18 protein-coding genes are annotated in these 16,190 nt (G+C 72.4%); 11 read left to right on the top strand and 7 right to left on the bottom strand.

All coding sequences use genetic code 11. The features are described from left to right. Positions 1-20: 20 nt before the first annotated feature. Positions 21-425, bottom strand: coding sequence for a hypothetical protein (locus tag ACIOC0_RS27160; RefSeq protein ID WP_402158255.1), 405 nt, complete (start codon positions 423-425; stop codon positions 21-23). A gap of 59 nt (positions 426-484) precedes the next feature. On the opposite strand from ACIOC0_RS27160, the gene ACIOC0_RS27165 reads away from it, so the two are divergent. Beyond that, on the top strand, positions 485-1,192 hold the full coding sequence (locus tag ACIOC0_RS27165) for a uridine kinase (protein ID WP_402158257.1): 708 nt from the start codon (positions 485-487) through the stop codon (positions 1,190-1,192). A 271-nt stretch (positions 1,193-1,463) separates the two neighbouring features. Here ACIOC0_RS27165 and ACIOC0_RS27170 read toward each other — a convergent pair whose 3' ends face one another. Next, positions 1,464-2,228 (bottom strand): SigE family RNA polymerase sigma factor, encoded by a 765-nt coding sequence (locus ACIOC0_RS27170; RefSeq protein ID WP_402158259.1) that lies wholly within the window; start codon positions 2,226-2,228, stop codon positions 1,464-1,466. Between the two features lie 286 nt (positions 2,229-2,514). Between ACIOC0_RS27170 and afsQ1 the strand changes: the two genes are divergently transcribed. The 5 genes from afsQ1 to ACIOC0_RS27195 all read left to right on the top strand — a co-directional run bounded on the left by afsQ1 (position 2,515) and on the right by ACIOC0_RS27195 (position 6,423). Then, on the top strand, positions 2,515-3,192 hold the full coding sequence (gene afsQ1 / locus ACIOC0_RS27175) for a two-component system response regulator AfsQ1 (protein ID WP_207228799.1): 678 nt from the start codon (positions 2,515-2,517) through the stop codon (positions 3,190-3,192). Continuing rightward, on the top strand, positions 3,189-4,805 hold the full coding sequence (locus ACIOC0_RS27180; RefSeq protein ID WP_402158261.1) for a sensor histidine kinase: 1,617 nt from the start codon (positions 3,189-3,191) through the stop codon (positions 4,803-4,805). The genes afsQ1 and ACIOC0_RS27180 overlap by 4 nt, the downstream gene beginning before the upstream one ends. Beyond that, positions 4,802-5,422, top strand: a complete 621-nt coding sequence (locus ACIOC0_RS27185) for a hypothetical protein (RefSeq protein WP_402158264.1) — start codon at positions 4,802-4,804, stop codon at positions 5,420-5,422. Before ACIOC0_RS27180 ends, ACIOC0_RS27185 begins: the two co-directional genes overlap by 4 nt. A 153-nt stretch (positions 5,423-5,575) precedes the next feature. After that, entirely contained in the window at positions 5,576-6,127 is a 552-nt protein-coding gene (locus ACIOC0_RS27190; RefSeq protein ID WP_402158266.1) for a VanZ family protein, read from the top strand. Positions 6,128-6,222: 95 nt separating this feature from the next. Beyond that, positions 6,223-6,423: a PspC domain-containing protein gene (locus ACIOC0_RS27195; RefSeq protein ID WP_402158267.1), complete on the top strand. Its 201-nt coding sequence runs from the start codon at positions 6,223-6,225 to the stop codon at positions 6,421-6,423. A 91-nt stretch (positions 6,424-6,514) separates the two neighbouring features. On the opposite strand, the gene ACIOC0_RS27200 is transcribed toward ACIOC0_RS27195, so the two are convergent. Together ACIOC0_RS27200 and ACIOC0_RS27205 are read right to left on the bottom strand one after the other, a co-directional pair. Then, complete coding sequence (locus ACIOC0_RS27200; RefSeq protein ID WP_402158269.1) at positions 6,515-6,868, bottom strand: ATP-binding protein; 354 nt, start codon at positions 6,866-6,868, stop codon at positions 6,515-6,517. 134 nt (positions 6,869-7,002) lie between these two features. Beyond that, positions 7,003-8,166: an adenosine deaminase gene (locus ACIOC0_RS27205; protein ID WP_402158271.1), complete on the bottom strand. Its 1,164-nt coding sequence runs from the start codon at positions 8,164-8,166 to the stop codon at positions 7,003-7,005. Positions 8,167-8,279: 113 nt separating this feature from the next. On the opposite strand from ACIOC0_RS27205, the gene ACIOC0_RS27210 reads away from it, so the two are divergent. Then, positions 8,280-9,053 carry an alpha/beta hydrolase gene (locus tag ACIOC0_RS27210; protein WP_402158273.1) on the top strand — a complete coding sequence of 258 codons (774 nt, stop codon included), beginning with the start codon at positions 8,280-8,282 and terminating at the stop codon, positions 9,051-9,053. A 13-nt stretch (positions 9,054-9,066) separates the two neighbouring features. Here ACIOC0_RS27210 and ACIOC0_RS27215 read toward each other — a convergent pair whose 3' ends face one another. Then, complete coding sequence (locus tag ACIOC0_RS27215) at positions 9,067-10,029, bottom strand: LysR family transcriptional regulator (protein WP_402158275.1); 963 nt, start codon at positions 10,027-10,029, stop codon at positions 9,067-9,069. A 63-nt stretch (positions 10,030-10,092) separates the two neighbouring features. Between ACIOC0_RS27215 and ACIOC0_RS27220 the strand changes: the two genes are divergently transcribed. Next, the gene (locus ACIOC0_RS27220) at positions 10,093-11,397 is read left to right on the top strand and encodes an MFS transporter (RefSeq protein WP_402158277.1); all 1,305 of its coding nucleotides are present in this window, start codon (positions 10,093-10,095) and stop codon (positions 11,395-11,397) included. 155 nt (positions 11,398-11,552) lie between these two features. After that, positions 11,553-12,578: a sigma-70 family RNA polymerase sigma factor gene (locus ACIOC0_RS27225; RefSeq protein ID WP_402158279.1), complete on the top strand. Its 1,026-nt coding sequence runs from the start codon at positions 11,553-11,555 to the stop codon at positions 12,576-12,578. Here ACIOC0_RS27225 and ACIOC0_RS27230 read toward each other — a convergent pair. Continuing rightward, positions 12,462-12,848 carry an STAS domain-containing protein gene (locus tag ACIOC0_RS27230; protein WP_402158281.1) on the bottom strand — a complete coding sequence of 129 codons (387 nt, stop codon included), beginning with the start codon at positions 12,846-12,848 and terminating at the stop codon, positions 12,462-12,464. The two genes, ACIOC0_RS27225 and ACIOC0_RS27230, sit on opposite strands and share 117 nt — an antisense overlap. 87 nt (positions 12,849-12,935) lie before the next feature. On the opposite strand from ACIOC0_RS27230, the gene ACIOC0_RS27235 reads away from it, so the two are divergent. Then, the gene (locus tag ACIOC0_RS27235) at positions 12,936-13,520 is read left to right on the top strand and encodes a TetR/AcrR family transcriptional regulator (RefSeq protein ID WP_402158284.1); all 585 of its coding nucleotides are present in this window, start codon (positions 12,936-12,938) and stop codon (positions 13,518-13,520) included. A gap of 4 nt (positions 13,521-13,524) precedes the next feature. Further along, positions 13,525-14,709 carry an SGNH/GDSL hydrolase family protein gene (locus ACIOC0_RS27240; RefSeq protein WP_402158286.1) on the top strand — a complete coding sequence of 395 codons (1,185 nt, stop codon included), beginning with the start codon at positions 13,525-13,527 and terminating at the stop codon, positions 14,707-14,709. 143 nt (positions 14,710-14,852) lie between these two features. On the opposite strand, the gene ACIOC0_RS27245 is transcribed toward ACIOC0_RS27240, so the two are convergent. After that, on the bottom strand, positions 14,853-16,130 hold the full coding sequence (locus ACIOC0_RS27245; RefSeq protein ID WP_352250589.1) for a thymidine phosphorylase: 1,278 nt from the start codon (positions 16,128-16,130) through the stop codon (positions 14,853-14,855). Positions 16,131-16,190: the final 60 nt, after the last annotated feature.

Below are 16,190 nucleotides of genomic sequence, written 5' to 3' on the forward strand. Positions count from 1 at the left end.
TGTGGACCCGCGGGAGGCGGTCAGGCGCGCAGCAGGCCCGCCGCCTGGCCGACCACCGGCATGCTCCCGAAGGACTCCGCCTGGGCCACCGGGCCCGTCAGCATTTGGGACGTCAGGGGCTGGAAGTCGGCGACCTGGGTGCCCACGCCGTTGTCGAGGGGGTCCACCCCGGTGCCGGCGAGGGGGTTGGGCTTGAGGTCCGCGACGGGGCCGGTGGCGTGGCCGACCGCGCCGGTCAGGGCCGCCAGGGCCGCCTGCGGGTCGACCTCGCCGAGGGAGGTGGGGCGGGTCTGCGCCAGGTTCAGGCCCGGTGCGGTGTCGGCGGCGGCGGTCCCCGCGCCCACGCCCAGCGCCGCCCCCGCCGTGGCGAGGGCGACCAGGGCGCGCCGGCCGGAGGGGTTCTTGGGGGAAGCGTGTCGTGCCATCGGGGCGCCCGCTTTCTGGTGCGTTCGGTGATCAGGTCGACACGAAGGGTAGTTGGGGTGTGACGCGCGCTGCAAAGCCGACCCGCGGGGTCGTGGCGGGGCCGGTCGATGCCTCACACTGGTGTCCCGTGAGTTCCCATCCGCCCATACCCGCGCGCGTCGTGCTGCTCTGCGGCCCCTCCGGCTCCGGCAAGTCCCTTCTCGCGGCCCGCTCCGGCCTTCCGGTGCTGCGGCTCGACGACTTCTACAAGGAGGGCGACGACCCGACCCTGCCGCTGGTGGCGGGGAGCTCCGACATCGACTGGGACCATCCCGGCTCCTGGGACGCGGACACCGCGATCGCCGCGATCACCGAGCTGTGCCGCACGGGCCGTACGGGCGTTCCCGTCTACGACATCTCCCTCAGCGCCCGCACCGGTGTGGAGTCGGTCGACATCGGGCGGACCCCGCTGTTCATCGCGGAGGGCATCTTCGCCGCCGAGATCATCGGCCGCTGCCGTGAACTGGGCGTCCTGGCCGACGCGTTGTGCCTGAGCCGCGGTCCGGTGACGACCTTCAGGCGGCGCTTCCTGCGGGACTTGAAGGAGGGCCGCAAGTCGGTTCCCTTCCTGCTGCGGCGCGGCTGGCGTCTGATGCGGACCGAACGCTCCATCGTGGCCCGGCAGTCGGCGCTCGGCGCGTACGCCTGCGACCGGGACGAGGCCATGGGCCGCCTGGCCTCGGCGGCGGCGGGCCGGCGCGCACCGACGACGCGTACGGCGGTGTAGCGGGCGTACGGCGGCCCGCTCGCGACAGCACGGAAGCGGGGCTGGACGGACCCCCCGGCCCTCCAGCCCCGCTTCTTCGTGCTCCCCCGTGTTCCCCCTGTTCCCCCGTGTTTCCCCCGTCCTTGCGCCCGCGTGTCCCCCCGCAGGCGCTGGCGGCGTGGTGCGCGGTACCGCTCTCCCGAGCTTCCCCCGTCGGGTCCCCCCGGTACCGCTCCCCCGTGATTCCCCCGTGCACCGGCTCCCCTGAACGGAGCCGGCTCCCCCGTTCACCTCAGGCGACGAGCTCGCCGAAGGCGTCCTCCTCGTCACGGCCGAAGCTGAGGACCTCGTCCTCGCGCAGCCGGCGGAGCGACCGCCAGATGCTGGACTTCACCGTGCCGACACTGATGCCGAGGATCTCCGCGATCTCCGGGTCGGTGCGGCCCTCGTAGTACCTCAGGACCAGCATCGTGCGCTGGAGTTCGGGCAGCCGGGCCAGCGCCTGCCACAGGACCGCGCGCAGTTCGGTGCCGCGCATCGCGTCCGTGTCGCCGGCCGTCTCCGGCAGCTCCTCGGTCGGGTACTCGTTCAGCTTGCGGCGGCGCCACGCGCTGATGTGCAGGTTGGTCATGGTCCGGCGGAGGTAGCCGCCGACCGCGGCCTTGTCGCTGATCCGGTCCCAGGCCCGGTAGGTCGAGAACAGCGCGCTCTGCAGCAGGTCCTCGGCCTCGAACCGGTCCCCGGTGAGGTGGAACGCGGTCGCGTACAGGGAGGCGCGGCGCTCCTGGACGTAGGCGGTGAACGCCGCTTCGGCGTCCGCTGCCTCCGCCAGGGAGCGGCGCTCCCCCTGGTCCTCCCCGTACGCGACTCCCCCGTCGGCCGCCCCGGCGCTCTCCCCCGAGCGCCCGTCGACCACGGACATGAAGGTCGTGTGCTGACGTCCGGTGCTGCGAGCGCACCCCCGCACGCTCGTCACACCAGCCTTCTCGGAAACCCGGTGCACGTCGTGCAGACGCGTGACCACTGCGCTGTTGCTCAGCCCGTGCAGCGTGTTCATCTCGCGCCCCCCGTCGTGGACTTCCGGTGTCTCGGTCTCTTGTTCCGTGCGGTTCGCCGCCGGCGTTCCGCTCCCGGTCTCTCGCCTTCCGGCTCGCTTCCGGTCCTGCTTCCTTGCCTGTGCCGAAAAGCTTGCCGGGGTCACTTCATCGCCGTGTCCGCCGACTGTCACAGACCTGTCACAGGGGTCGCTCACGGCGACACCGCAGATCGTTCACACGAGTCGGTGCCACAACCGTCGTGCCCCACAGGTCGAACGACGGGCCGCCATGGGCCAGAATGAGCCCGTGCCTTCCCTGTTGCTGATCGAGGACGACGACGCCATCCGTACGGCCCTGGAGCTCTCACTGACGCGCCAGGGACACCGGGTGGCGACCGCTGCGAGCGGTGAGGACGGTCTGAAGCTGCTGCGCGAGCAGCGGCCGGATCTGATCGTGCTGGACGTCATGCTGCCCGGCATCGACGGTTTCGAGGTGTGCCGGCGCATCCGGCGCACCGACCAGCTGCCGATCATCCTGCTGACCGCGCGCAGCGACGACATCGACGTGGTGGTCGGGCTGGAGTCCGGCGCCGACGACTACGTGGTCAAGCCCGTCCAGGGGCGGGTGCTCGACGCCCGGATCCGGGCCGTGCTGCGCCGTGGGGAGCGGGAGTCGAACGACTCGGCGGCCTTCGGCAGCCTCGTCATCGACCGCGCGGCGATGACGGTGACGAAGAACGGCGAGGACCTCCAGCTGACCCCCACCGAACTGCGGCTGCTCCTCGAACTGAGCCGGCGGCCCGGTCAGGCGCTGTCGAGGCAGCAGTTGCTGCGGCTGGTGTGGGAGCACGACTACCTCGGCGACTCCCGGCTGGTGGACGCCTGCGTCCAGCGGCTGCGCGCCAAGGTCGAGGACGTGCCGTCCTCCCCGACCCTGATCCGTACCGTGCGCGGAGTCGGCTACCGCCTGGACAACCCTCAGTGATCCGACGGCAAGGGGGGATCCGCGGCTGGTCCGCGGCGCGCAAGGGACACATCGCACGGCTGCGTTTCACGAGCCTGCGGCTGCGGCTGGTGGTGGTGTTCGGTCTGGTGGCGCTGACCGCCGCCGTGTCCGCGTCCGGCATCGCGTACTGGCTCAACCGCGAGGCGGTGCTGACGCGTACGCAGGGCGCGGTGTTGCGGGACTTCGAGCAGGAGATGCAGAACCGGGCGGGCGCGCTGCCCACCGATCCCTCTCGGGACGAACTGCAGCAGACGGCCGGGCAGATGGCCAACAGCAGCCAGCGTTTCAGCGTGCTGCTCGTCGCCGAGGACGCGGACGGCAGGGCGATGTACGGCAGCTCCGGGGGCCTGAACGGCTTCTCGCTGCAGGACGTGCCCGAGTCTCTGCGTGCCGCGGTGAACCGCGAGCAGGACACCGGCGCGGGCAACAAGTCGCCGTACCACCTGTACTGGCAGCGGGTCGTCGACCACGGGACGCCGTATCTGGTGGCGGGGACGAAGGTGCTCGGCGGGGGGCCGACCGGCTACATGCGCAAGTCCCTCGCACCGGAGGCCAAGGACCTCAACTCGCTGGCCTGGTCGTTGGGGATCGCCACCGGGCTGGCGCTGGTCGGCGCCGCGCTGCTGGCGCAGGCGGCCGCGACGACCGTGCTGAAGCCGGTGCACCGGCTGGGGGTCGCCGCGCGCCGGCTCGGCGAGGGCCAGCTGGACACCCGGCTGCGGGTCTCCGGGACGGACGAACTGGCCGATCTGTCACGGACGTTCAACCGGACGGCGGAGGCGCTGGAGAAGCGGGTCGCCGACATGGCCGCCCGGGACGAGGCCTCGCGCCGCTTCGTGGCGGACATGAGCCATGAGCTGCGCACGCCGCTCACCGCGATCACCGCCGTCACGGAGGTGCTGGAGGAGGAGCTGGACGCCGAGTCCGGCGGCATCGACCCGATGATCGAGCCGGCGGTGCGGCTCGTGGTGTCCGAGACGCGGCGGCTCAACGACCTGGTGGAGAACCTGATGGAGGTGACCCGCTTCGACGCCGGCACGGCGCGGCTCGTGCTGGACGACGTGGACGTCGCCGACCAGATCACGCACTGCATCGACGCGCGGGCCTGGCTGGACGCGGTCGAACTGGACGCCGAGCGCGGCCTCCACGCGCGGATCGATCCGCGCCGCCTGGACGTGATCCTCGCCAACCTCATCGGCAACGCGCTCAAGCACGGCGGTTCGCCGGTGCGGGTGTCGGTGACGGCGGCGGACGACGAGATGGTCATCGCGGTGCGCGACCACGGCCCCGGCATCCCCGAGGACGTGCTGCCGCACGTGTTCGACCGGTTCTACAAGGCCAGCGCCTCCCGGCCGCGCTCCGAGGGCAGCGGTCTGGGGCTGTCCATCGCCCTGGAGAACGCCCATATCCACGGCGGCGGGATCACGGCCGCCAACTCCCCCGACGGAGGCGCGGTGTTCACGCTCCGGCTGCCGAGGGGCGTCTCGGAGCCGGCGGAGGAGCCGGACGGGGACGGCGAGGACCGGCAGAAGGACGTGCGGGGCGACGCGCGCGCGGAGGCGCAGCGGGACATGCGGGGGGACGCAGGATGAACGTACGCGGGAACGCTCGCCGTCTGCTCTCCCTGCCGCTGCTCGCGGGGCTGTCGGGCGTGCTGCTCGCCGGCTGCGGGATCCGGGCGACCGAGGTGCCGACCGACTTCGGCCCCGCGCCCTCCAGGGTGCGCTGCTCCCTCACCGGGCCGGATGTGGCGTCGCAGAGCGCGCGGGGCGTGCCGGTGCGGGTGTTCCTGCTGTGCGGCTCGTCGCTGGTCGCCGTGGACCGGAGCCTGCCGGTGCCGGACGGCGCCGTGGACTCCGCGCGGCGCGTCCTGGTCGCCCAGGGCCTGCTGGACGAGCTGGCCGGGTCGCCGTCGGCGGCCGAGAAGGGGGCCGGCTACACGACGGACGTGAGCGGCGGCATGAGAGTGGCGGGGCCGCGCCCCGGGGATCCCGACGACGCGCTGCGGCTGAGCGTCTCCCCCGGCGACCTGACCTCGTACGCCCTCGCCCAACTGGTGTGCACGTTCTCCGACTCCGCGGCGGCCGAGGGGGACGGTTCGGTGGTGCTGGGCGGTCCGGGCGCCGAGCGGCCGCGCCGGTACGCGTGCACGGACGAGGTGCGTTCACGGCCGGGCGCCAAGAAGCCGCCGTCGACGGCGATAGCCTGAGGACCCTCAAGACCCTTCGCGCGTCCCCTAAGGGTCTGCCGTGACGCCCGGCGGGTGCGCGTCGGGGGCCGTCCCGGGCGGACCGGGGAGTGACAGGGGGCACACCTGTCCCGGGCCGGAACCGATCGTGCCGGGGGGCGCGTCTAGGGGTTCGTGCAGCGTCAAGGCTCCATCGGCGGCAGCGCCGTGATCCGCATCCGTGCGACCGGGATCGTCCTCCTGGCCGCACATCTTCTGTTCGTCGCCTGGTGCACGCTGCGCCCGCTCGACGTCCCCTGGGTGATGCCCACCAACCTGCGTCCCTTCGCCGGGATCCGCGCCGATCTGCGGCTGGGCTGGCCGGAGGCGGCGCATCGCATCGGCGAGGGCCTCGCGCTGTTCGCCCCGCTGGGCGTGCTGCTGCCGCTGGCCCACGGCCGGCTGCGGGTCTCCCCGGTCGCCTCCTTCGTCCGTACGGTCGCCGCCGGCGCCCTGATGTCGCTGGCCGTCGAGCTGTTGCAGACGGGGGTGCCCGGTCGTGTCGTGGACATCGACTCACTGCTGCTGAACACGACGGGTGTGGCGTTGGCGCACGTCGCGGTGGTGCCGACGGCCCGTGGCCGGCTGCGGCGTCACAGTGAGCGCCGGCGGCGGCGGGCGGCCTGGGCGGACGACGCGGCTCAGGGGCGGACCCCGACGGTTCCCAGGGTCGGGATCGCCCCGTAGAGCGATGCTTCGTCCCGTTCGTCTCCTTAGCGTGGAAGGCAGTCGGGGCAGCCGCACAGGGCCGCCCCGGACCGACGCTCGCCAAGGAGCCGCAGATGTCCAGCCTCGTCCGCCCCACGAACGACCGCGTGATCGCCGGAGTGTGCGCCGCGCTGGCCCGCCGGTTCGGCACCTCCTCGACCACGATGCGCGTGCTGTTCCTGCTGTCCTGTCTGCTGCCGGGCCCGCAGTTCCTGCTCTACATCGCCCTGTGGATCTTCCTGCCCGCGGAGGGCAAGGGCCGGCCGGCCTGGTGAGGCCGCGGAATCCGTCGGCGGCGCCGGTCGCCGGTACGCCGTCGGGGCGCGCCCGGGGTCCCGGGTGCGCCCCGACGGCGGGTGAGTCCGGTCAGCCCAGGGGGATGCCGTTCACCGGGAGGCCGTGGGTCGGCAGACCCTGCACCGGCAGCCCGCCCAGGAGTCCCGCGACGGGCGCGGTGGGGCCCTGCGCGAGCGCGTTCTCGGCGACCGGCTGCACGGCGGCCAGTCCCGCGCCGAGGGACGGCTGGGCCTGCTCCAGCGCCCCGTCGGCACCCGGCAGCGCCTGGGCGACGTTCTCCGCCGGCAGCGTCCTGGTGACGCCGTCCAGCGCCTGGGCGGCGTCCGGGACGGCCGGGGCGGCGTTGGCGGCGCCCGCGCCGACGGCGGCGAAGGCGGCGCCGAGGGCGGCGACGCCGAGGGTCTTGGCAGCAGACTGCTTCATGATGAATGCGTCCTCGAAGACAGGGGAACTGAGCGGTCCAAGACCGTAAACACGGAAAGGCGCCCACCGCAAACACCGAAATACGGACGGACCGTGAAGGCCCGCCCGCATTCCGCGCCCCAGATTTTCGGGGTTCAGCTCTCCGAGACCACGGAACCGCTGGTGGAAGCGGTCTGCTGGAACAGCCATTCGGACTTCAGCTCGGCATATCCGGGCTTGATCACGTCATTGATCATGGCCAGCCGTTCATCGAAAGGAATGAATGCTGACTTCATAGCATTGACAGAGAACCATGCGAGGTCGTCGAGCGTATAACCGAATGCGTCGACAAGGTGCTCGAATTCCCGGCTCATGCTGGTACCGGACATCAGACGGTTGTCCGTGTTGACGGTGGTGCGGAAGTGGAGCCGGCGCAGCAGCCCGATCGGGTGCTCGGCGTAGGAGTCGGCGGCCCCGGTCTGGAGGTTGGAGCTGGGGCACAGTTCGAGCGGAATCCGCTTGTCGCGCACGTAGGAGGCGAGTCGGCCGAGCTTCACCGAGCCGTCGTCGGCGACCTCGATGTCGTCGATGATGCGGACCCCGTGCCCGAGCCGGTCGGCGCCGCACCACTGGAGGGCCTGCCAGATGGACGGCAGCCCGAAGGCCTCGCCGGCGTGGATGGTGAAGTGGTTGTTCTCGCGCTTGAGGTACTCGAAGGCGTCGAGGTGCCGGGTGGGCGGGTAGCCCGCCTCGGCCCCGGCGATGTCGAAGCCGACGACGCCCAGGTCCCGGTAGCGGTTGGCGAGTTCGGCGATCTCCAGGGCGCGGGCCGCGTGCCGCATCGCGGTGAGAAGGGCGCCGACGCGGATGCGGCGGCCGTTGTCGCGGGCGAGCCGTTCGCCTTGCCGGAAGCCCTCGTTGACGGCTTCGACGACCTGCTCCAGGCTCAGTCCGCCTTCGAGGTGCTGTTCGGGGGCGTAGCGCACCTCGGCGTAGACGACGCCGTCCTCGGCGAGGTCCTCGGCGCATTCGCGGGCGACCCGCACGAGCGCGTCCCGGGTCTGCATCACGCCGACGGTGTGCGAGAAGGTCTCCAGATACCGTTCGAGGGAACCGGAGTCGGCGGCCTCACGGAACCAGACGCCGAGCTTGTCGGGATCGCTCTCGGGCAGACGGTCGTAGGCCGCCTCTCGGGCCAGGTCGACGACGGTGCCGGGGCGCAGCCCGCCGTCGAGGTGGTCGTGCAGCAGAACCTTGGGCGCGCGGCGGATCTGGTCCGAACTCGGTGCGGCGCCCCTCTGGATGCTCTGGCTCGTCATCTGTGAACTCTAACTCCTACGCGCGTAGACGGCGCGGTACGCGCTCCGGCCGATATGCAACGGTGACCGCGAGGACAGGTCGCGTACGCCCGCGCTTCTGACACTGTTCTGCCATGGGACAGCAAGCGACGCCGGTGCGAACGGCCGGGCTGGGGAAGGCGATCGGGCCGGAGCCGGGGACGGTGAGCGGCGTGGTGCTGCTGCTCCCCGACGGGACGGAGGTCTCCGAGCGCAGACCCTCGGCGCTGGCCTGGGCGGCCCGGGCGACGTCGCCGGTCCGCGCCCTCGGCCGCAGGCTCGCCCGCGCGGGGCGGCGCGACGGGCTGGCCGTGCACCCGGTGCACTACCGCTACCGCGGCTGGAACGGCAGCGAGGCCCGGCTCGTCGCCGACGCCTCGTGGGCCGCCGACGAGGCGGTACGACGCTACGGGGACGTCCCCGTGTGTCTGGCCGGCGTCGGGATGGGCGGGCGGGCCGCCCTGCACGCGGGCGGGCACGACGCCGTCAACTCGGTGCTGGCGATCGCTCCCTGGCTGCCGGAGGAGGACGTGGCGGCCGCGCCCGAACCGGTGAAGCAGCTGGTGGGCCGGCGGGTGCTGATCGTGCACGGAACGCACGACGAACGCACCGACCCCGAGCTGTCGTTCCGGCTGGCGGCCCGCGCGAAGAAGGTGAACCGGGAGGTGTGCCGCTTCGAAGTCCACGCCGACGGGCACGGGTTGCACCAGTACCGGAGCGAAGTACTGTCCCTGAGTGAGGACTTCGTGATGGGCGTGCTGTTCGGGCGGGGCTTCTCCCGGCCGGTCGAGGACGCGATGCTCGCTCCGCCGCCGCTGGGGTTGCGGATGCCGTTGGCCGCGGGGTTCGGCAAGTCGCTGCGACGGTAGCGGGCTCGCCTCGTCAGGGCAGCAGATTTCCCCTTCTCGACAGCAGGAACTTCTTGAAGGCGGCGACCGGGGGTGTGTCCGGGTGGCCGTCCAGCCAGGCGACGCCGATCTCCCGGACCGCTCTCGGCGCCGTGACCGTCAGTTCCACCACTCCGGGACGGGGGACGGCCGGGGGCGGGAGCAGGGCGACGCCCAGGCCCGCCGCCACCAGCCCCCTCAGGGTTTCCGCCTCCTCGCCCTCGAAGGCGACCTTCGGGCGGAAGCCGGCCTCCGAGCAGAGGGCGTCGGTGATGCGGCGCAGGCCGTAGCCGGGTTCCAGCGTCACGAAGCTCTCGTCGGCGGCCTCCGCGAGGCGGACGCGTCGGCGGGCGGCGAGGCGGTGGTCGGCGGGGACGACCAGGCGGAGCTTCTGCTCGTCCAGCCGGCGGGCGACCAGGTCGGGGGCGTCGGGGATCGGCGAGGTCAGACAGAGGTCGAGTTCGCCGGCCCGCAGGCCTTCGAGCATCGCCTCGCCGTAGTTCTGGACGAGGCTGAAGCGGACGCGGGGGTGGTCCGCGCGGAAGGCGTGGATCAGGGCGGGGACGGTCTCGGCGCCCATGGTGTGCAGGAAGCCGAAGGCGACCTTGCCGGTGGCCGCGTCGGCGTCCGCCCGCACCTCGTCGGCGGCCCGCTCGATCTCGGCGAGGGCCCGTTCGACGGAGGTGAGGAAGGTGCGTCCGGCGGGGGTGAGGGAGACCGTGCGGCCGTGGCGGGCGAACAGGTCGACGCCGAGGTCCTGCTCCAGGCGGGCCATGGCCCGGGACAGGGTCGACTGCGGGACCTGCATCTCGTGCGCGGCCCGGGTGACGTGCTCGGTGCGCGCGACGCCCGCGAAGTACGCGAGCCGCGGGGCGAGGAGCGTGACGATGTCGTCATTCATGTCTGTTGTGTCACTGTACGGTGACAGGCGGCTCTGTGACCTTTGCTGATGCACCATGGGAACGATTATGGGGATTCCGTGCATTGGACGGATGAGCGGGGCCGTCCGTAGTTTCGAGGCATGTCTCCCGCCAGTACCGGGGCGTCCACCGCTGTGGGCGCCGTCGTGACCGTTCCCTCCTCCGCCTCCGCCGTCCCCGGTGTGTCCCGGGCGGATTCCGACTCCCGTATGGCCCCGGGCGGCCCCGGCTACCGCCGGATGAGCTTCGCCCTCTTCCTCGCCGGTGTGGCGACCTTCGCCCTGCTGTACTCCACGCAGGCGCTGCTGCCGTTGATCTCCGGCGAGTTCGGGGTCGCGGCGAGCGAGGCGAGCTGGACGGTGGCGGCGGCGACCGGCGGTCTGGCGCTGTTCGTCCTGCCGATGAGCGCCCTGTCGGAGCGCTACGGCCGCCGCGCGGTGATGACGGCCTCGCTGGCCGTCGCCGTGGGCGTCGCACTGCTGGTGCCCTTCGCCCCTTCGCTGGGCTGGCTGGTCGTGCTGCGGGGCGTGCAGGGCGCGGCCCTGGCCGGACTGCCCGCCTCGGCCACCGCGTACCTCGCGGAGGAGGTCCGACCGCGCGCTCTGGTCACCGCGATCGGCCTGTTCGTCGCGGGCAACAGCGTCGGCGGCATGAGCGGCCGGGTCATCACCGGCTGGGTCGCCCAGGAGTGGGGCTGGCGGGTCGCCGTCGGCGCGATCGGCGTTCTCGCCGTGGCCTGCGCCGTCGCCTTCCGGCTGCTGCTGCCGACGCCGCGGCACTTCACCCCGGGCTCGCTGCGCCCGCGTGTCCTGGCCCGTACTGTTCGCGACCACCTGTCGAACCCGCTGCTGTGCCGGCTGTACGCGATCGGCGCGCTGTTCATGACCGTCTTCGGCGGCGTGTACACGGTCATCGGCTACCGCCTCACCGAGGCGCCGTTCTCGCTGCCGCAGGGCATCGTCGGCTCGATCTTCCTGGTGTACCTGGTGGGCACGGTGTCGGCGTCGACGGCGGGCCGGCTGGTCGGCACGCTCGGCCGGCGCGGGGCGCTGTACCTGGCGGGCGGCACCACGGCGACGGGCCTGCTGTTCTCCCTGGCGGACACGCTGCCGCTGGTGCTGCTGGGCCTGGTCCTGATCACGGCGGGCTTCTTCGCGGGCCACGCGGTGGCGTCCTCGGCGGTCAGCAAGACGGCGACGACGGGCCGCGCCCAGGCCTCGGCGCTCTACCAGTCGGCGTACTACATCGGCTCCAGCGCGGGCAGCACCGTCGGCGCGATCGCCTTCCACGCGGGCGGCTGGGCCGGCACGGTCGGCGTGGGCGTCCTCGCGGTGCTCGGCGTCGTGACGATCACGGTGTTCGGCACCCGGGCGGCTCGCCGCCAGACGCTGCTCGCCGCCGGCTGAGAGACCCGCCGGGCACCCACCACCGGCTTCTGACAACGGCCCCCCACCTGCGGTTTCCGCGGCTCGGGGGGCCGTTGTCAGTGGCGTGCGATAGCTTCCGGAGTACTGGGCGCACTGGCGCGTGACAGACGGGCCACAGGGGTGGGTGGACGACGATGAGCGACGGTACGGCGGGCACGGCGACGGCCGACGATCTCGATGCGAGGCTGGAGAAGCACCGGGTCGAGCTGACCGGCTACTGCTACCGCATGCTCGGCTCCTCCTTCGAGGCCGAGGACGCGGTGCAGGACACCCTGGTGCGGGCATGGCGGAGCTACGACAGATTCGAGGGCCGCTCCAGCCTGCGGTCGTGGCTGTACCGGATCGCGACGAACGTCTGCCTCGACATGCTCTCGGCCGGCAACAAGCGGGCCCGCCCGATGGACCTCACCGAGTCGACGCCGCTCGCCCAGGCGGCCCTGTCGCCCAGCCCCGACAACACCTGGCTGGAGCCGATGCCCGACGCTCGGGTGCTGCCGGCGGTCCAGGACCCGGCGGAGGCGGCCGTGGCCAAGGAGTCGGTGCGGCTGGCGTTCATGGCGGCGCTGCAGCAACTGCCGCCCAAGCAGCGGGCGGTGCTGATCCTGCGCGAAGTGCTGGCGTGGCGGGCGAGCGAGGTCGCCGAGCTGCTCGGCACGTCGGTGGCCTCGGTGAACAGCGCCCTGCAGCGGGCCCGCGCGACGCTCGCCGAGCGTGCGGACTCCGGCGCGGACGCGGCGGTCTCCGACCCTCTGGACGAGGGGCAGCGCGAACTCCTGGAGCGCTACGTGGCCGCGTTCGAGGGGTACGACATGACGGCGCTGACGACCCTGCTGCACGAGGACGCCGTGATGTCGATGCCGCCGTTCGACCTGTGGCTGACCGGTCACGACGACATCGCGGGCTTCATGACGACGTTCGGCGCGGCCTGCGCGGGCTCACGGCTGCTGCCCGTCGAGGTCAACGGTCTGCCGGGGTTCGCGCAGTACAAGCCCGACCCCGAGGCGGGCGGGTTCACGCCGTGGGCGATCCAGGTGCTGGAGATCTCAGAAGGCCGCCTCACCGGATTCCACTTCTTCCTCGACACCGAGCGCTGGTTCCCCCTCTTCGGTCTCCCCCTCCACCTCGAAGCGGAGCCCGACCAGGTCCAGCAGGGCGCGTAGCGAGGGATCGGGGTCGCGAAGACGGACGCGCCCGCCGGCCCGGCGGGCAGCCAGCTGCAGCCGGGCCAGCAGGTCCACGGTCCAGAGCCCCGGCGGTCCGAGGCGGGTGACGTCGCAGACGACGGCACGGGCACCGGTGCGTCCCAGCAGTCTGCCCACGTCGTCGCAGAGTTCGGGCACCCGGGCGCGGGGTACGGGTCCGGGCAGGCTGAGTACGGGCGGTGTCGTCGCGTCCACGTGCGGTAGACCGGGCGCGGGCTCGTAACTCATCGTCAGCTCGCTCCTAAGACGTGCCGAGTCCAGGGCAGAGGGCATCCTGTTTGCCTAACATCTTTAGGCAATTGCATAATCGGCCTCATGGTGCGTGCAGGTCTCACCCCGGAACGCCTCGCCCGAGCCGGCGCGGAACTGGCCGACGAGGTCGGCTTCGACCAGGTGACCGTCTCGGCGCTGGCCAGGCGCTTCGACGTCAAGGTCGCGAGTCTCTACTCACATGTGCGCAACTCCCAAGACCTTCGGACGCGGATCGCCCTGGTCGCCCTGGAGGAGCTGGCCGACCGGGGTGCGGCCGCCCTGGCCGGGCGGGCCGGCAAGGACGCGCTGGCCGCCCTGGGGGGCGTGTACCGCGACTACGCCCGCGAACACCCCGGCCGGTGGGCCGCCGCCCAGCTACGGCTCGACGCGGCCACGGCCGCCGCGAGCGCCGGCGTCCGGCACGCCGGAATGGCCCGGGCGATCCTGCGCGGCTACGACCTGGCCGAGCCGGACCAGACTCACGCCGTGCGGCTGCTGGGCAGCGTCTTCAACGGGTACGTGGGCCTGGAGCTGGGCGGCGGCTTCGACCACAGCGCCCCCGACAGTCAGGAGAGCTGGAACCGGATCGTGGACGCCCTCGACGCGCTGCTGCGGAACTGGCCTGCGTCTTCCGAACGACAAGGATGAGGTCATGCCCACCGACGACCGCTCCAGCGACCGCTGGATCACCACGCCCGTCACCGCCGCGCTGCTGCGCGGCGCCCTGGACGTCGAGCGGACCGAGCACGGCGTGCTGCCGCACCGGCTGCCCGCCCGGGCCCGTGCCCAGTGCGCCGACGAGCAACTCGCCATGGCCGAGTCCCAGCCGTCGGGCGTGCGGCTGGCGTTCCGCACCCGGGCCACCGTCGTCGAACTCGACGCGCTGCCCACCAAGCGGCTCTACATCGGCGCGCCGCCCCGTCCCGACGGCGTCTACGAGCTGCTCGTCGACGGTCGTCCCGCCGGCCGGGGCAGCATCTCCGACGGCAACACGGTGACCATGGACATGCGGGACGGAAGCGTCGAGCGCCGGGCCGGCCGGCCGGGGACCGTCCGCTTCTCCGGTCTGCCCGAGGGCGACAAGGACATCGAGATCTGGCTGCCGCACAACGAGACCACCGAGCTCGTCGCCCTGCGCACGGACGCGGCGGTCGAGCCGGCGCGCCCGTCCGGGCGGAGGGTGTGGCTGCATCACGGCAGTTCGATCAGCCACGGTTCCGACGGGGCGGGGCCCACCGGTATCTGGCCAGCGGTCGCCGCGTCGCTCCGCGGGGTCGAGCTGGTCAATCTCGGGCTGGGCGGGAGCGCGCTGCTCGATCCTTTCACCGCGCGGGCGATACGGGATGCGGAGGCCGATCTGATCAGCCTCAAGATCGGGATCAACCTGGTCAACATGGATCTGATGCGGTTGCGGGCTTTCGGGCCCGCGGTGCACGGCTTCCTCGACACCGTGCGGGAGGGGCATCCGCGGACGCCGCTGCTGGTCGTGTCGCCGATCCTGTGCCCGATGCACGAGGAGACGCCCGGGCCCACCGCGCCGGACCTCGGGGGGCTGGGGGAAGGGCGGTTGACGTTCGTGCCGATGGGGGAGGCGGCGGAGGTGGCGGGAGGGAAGCTGACGTTGCGGGTGATTCGCGAGGAGTTGGCGCGGATCGTTTCCGAGCGGGCCGGGAAGGATCCGTTGCTGTGGTATCTCGACGGGCGCGAGCTTTATGGGGAGCGGGATTCCGGGGAGCTGCCGTTGCCGGATCAGCTTCATCCTGATGCGGCCACGCATCGGCGGATCGGGGAGCGGTTCGGTGCGCGGGTCTTCGGGGAGGGGGGCGTGTTCGCCTGACGGCGGGTGTCGCCCTCGCCGCCCCTACCCGTCCCATCCCCGGGGGCTGCCGCCCCCGGACCCCCGCTGTCGGCCCTGAACGGGCCTCGTCCTCAAGCGCCGGACGGGCCGGTTGTGCTCGCCCGGCGCCGGAAGGGTCGACCTCAGGCGATGCGCTCCAACACCACAGGGGTCGCCTCGTGCCGCGTTCCCGGGGTGGCGATGTCGTAGGAGCCCTCGATCGACTGGAGTGCGTAGTCGAAGCGTTCCGGGGTGTCCGTGTGGAGGGTGAGGAGGGGCTGGCCCTCGGTCACGGTGTCGCCGGGCTTGGCGTGGAGTTCCACGCCGGCGCCCGCCTGCACCGGGTCCTCCTTACGGGCGCGGCCCGCGCCGAGGCGCCAGGCGGCGACGCCGATGTCGTAGGCGTCCAGGCGGGTGAGGACACCGGAGGAGGGGGCCTTGATCACGTGCTGCTCTCGGGCCACCGGCAGCTTCGCGTCGGGGTCGCCGCCCTGGGCCGCGATCATGCGACGCCAGACGTCCATCGCCGAGCCGTCGGCCAGGGCCTTCGCCGGGTCGGCGTCCTTCACGCCGGCCGCGTCCAGCATCTCGCGGGCCAGGGCGATGGTGAGTTCCACGACGTCGGAGGGGCCGCCGCCGGCGAGGACCTCGACGGACTCGCGGACCTCCAGGGCGTTGCCGGCGGTGAGACCGAGCGGGGTGGACATGTCGGTGAGGAGGGCGACGGTCTTCACGCCGTGGTCGGTGCCGAGGCCCACCATCGTGGAGGCGAGTTCGCGGGCGTCCTCGATGGTCTTCATGAAGGCGCCGGTGCCGACCTTGACGTCCAGGACCAGGGAGCCGGTGCCCTCGGCGATCTTCTTGGACATGATCGAGGAGGCGATCAGCGGGATCGCCTCGACGGTGCCGGTGACGTCCCGTAGGGCATAGAGCTTCTTGTCGGCGGGGGCGAGGCCGTCGCCGGCCGCGCAGATCACCGCGCCCGTGCCGTCAAGGACCGACAGCATCTCCTCGTTGGAGAGCAGCGCGCGCCAGCCGGGGATCGACTCCAGCTTGTCGAGGGTGCCGCCGGTGTGGCCGAGGCCCCGGCCGGAGAGCTGGGGAACCGCTGCCCCGCAGGCCGCGACGAGGGGGGCGAGGGGAAGCGTGATCTTGTCGCCGACGCCGCCCGTGGAGTGCTTGTCGGCGGTCGGGCGGGACAGGGACGAGAAGTCCATGCGCTCGCCGGAGGCGATCATCGCGGCCGTCCAGCGGGCGATCTCACGGCGGTTCATGCCGTTGAGCAGGATCGCCATGGCGAGCGACGACATCTGCTCGTCGGCGACCTCGCCGCGGGTGTACGCGTCGATGACCCAGTCGATCTGCTCGTCGCTGAGCTCACCGCGGTCCCGCTTGGTGCGGATGACGGAGATGGCGTCCATGGCCATGGCGTTCCTTTCGGGAAATCAAGACCCTGCGGCCCCTGTGCCCGAGGCGAGCGG

Origin of the sequence: Streptomyces sp. NPDC088254 (genome assembly GCF_044740925.1) — a bacterium.
Taxonomy (GTDB): Bacteria; Actinomycetota; Actinomycetes; order Streptomycetales; family Streptomycetaceae; genus Streptomyces.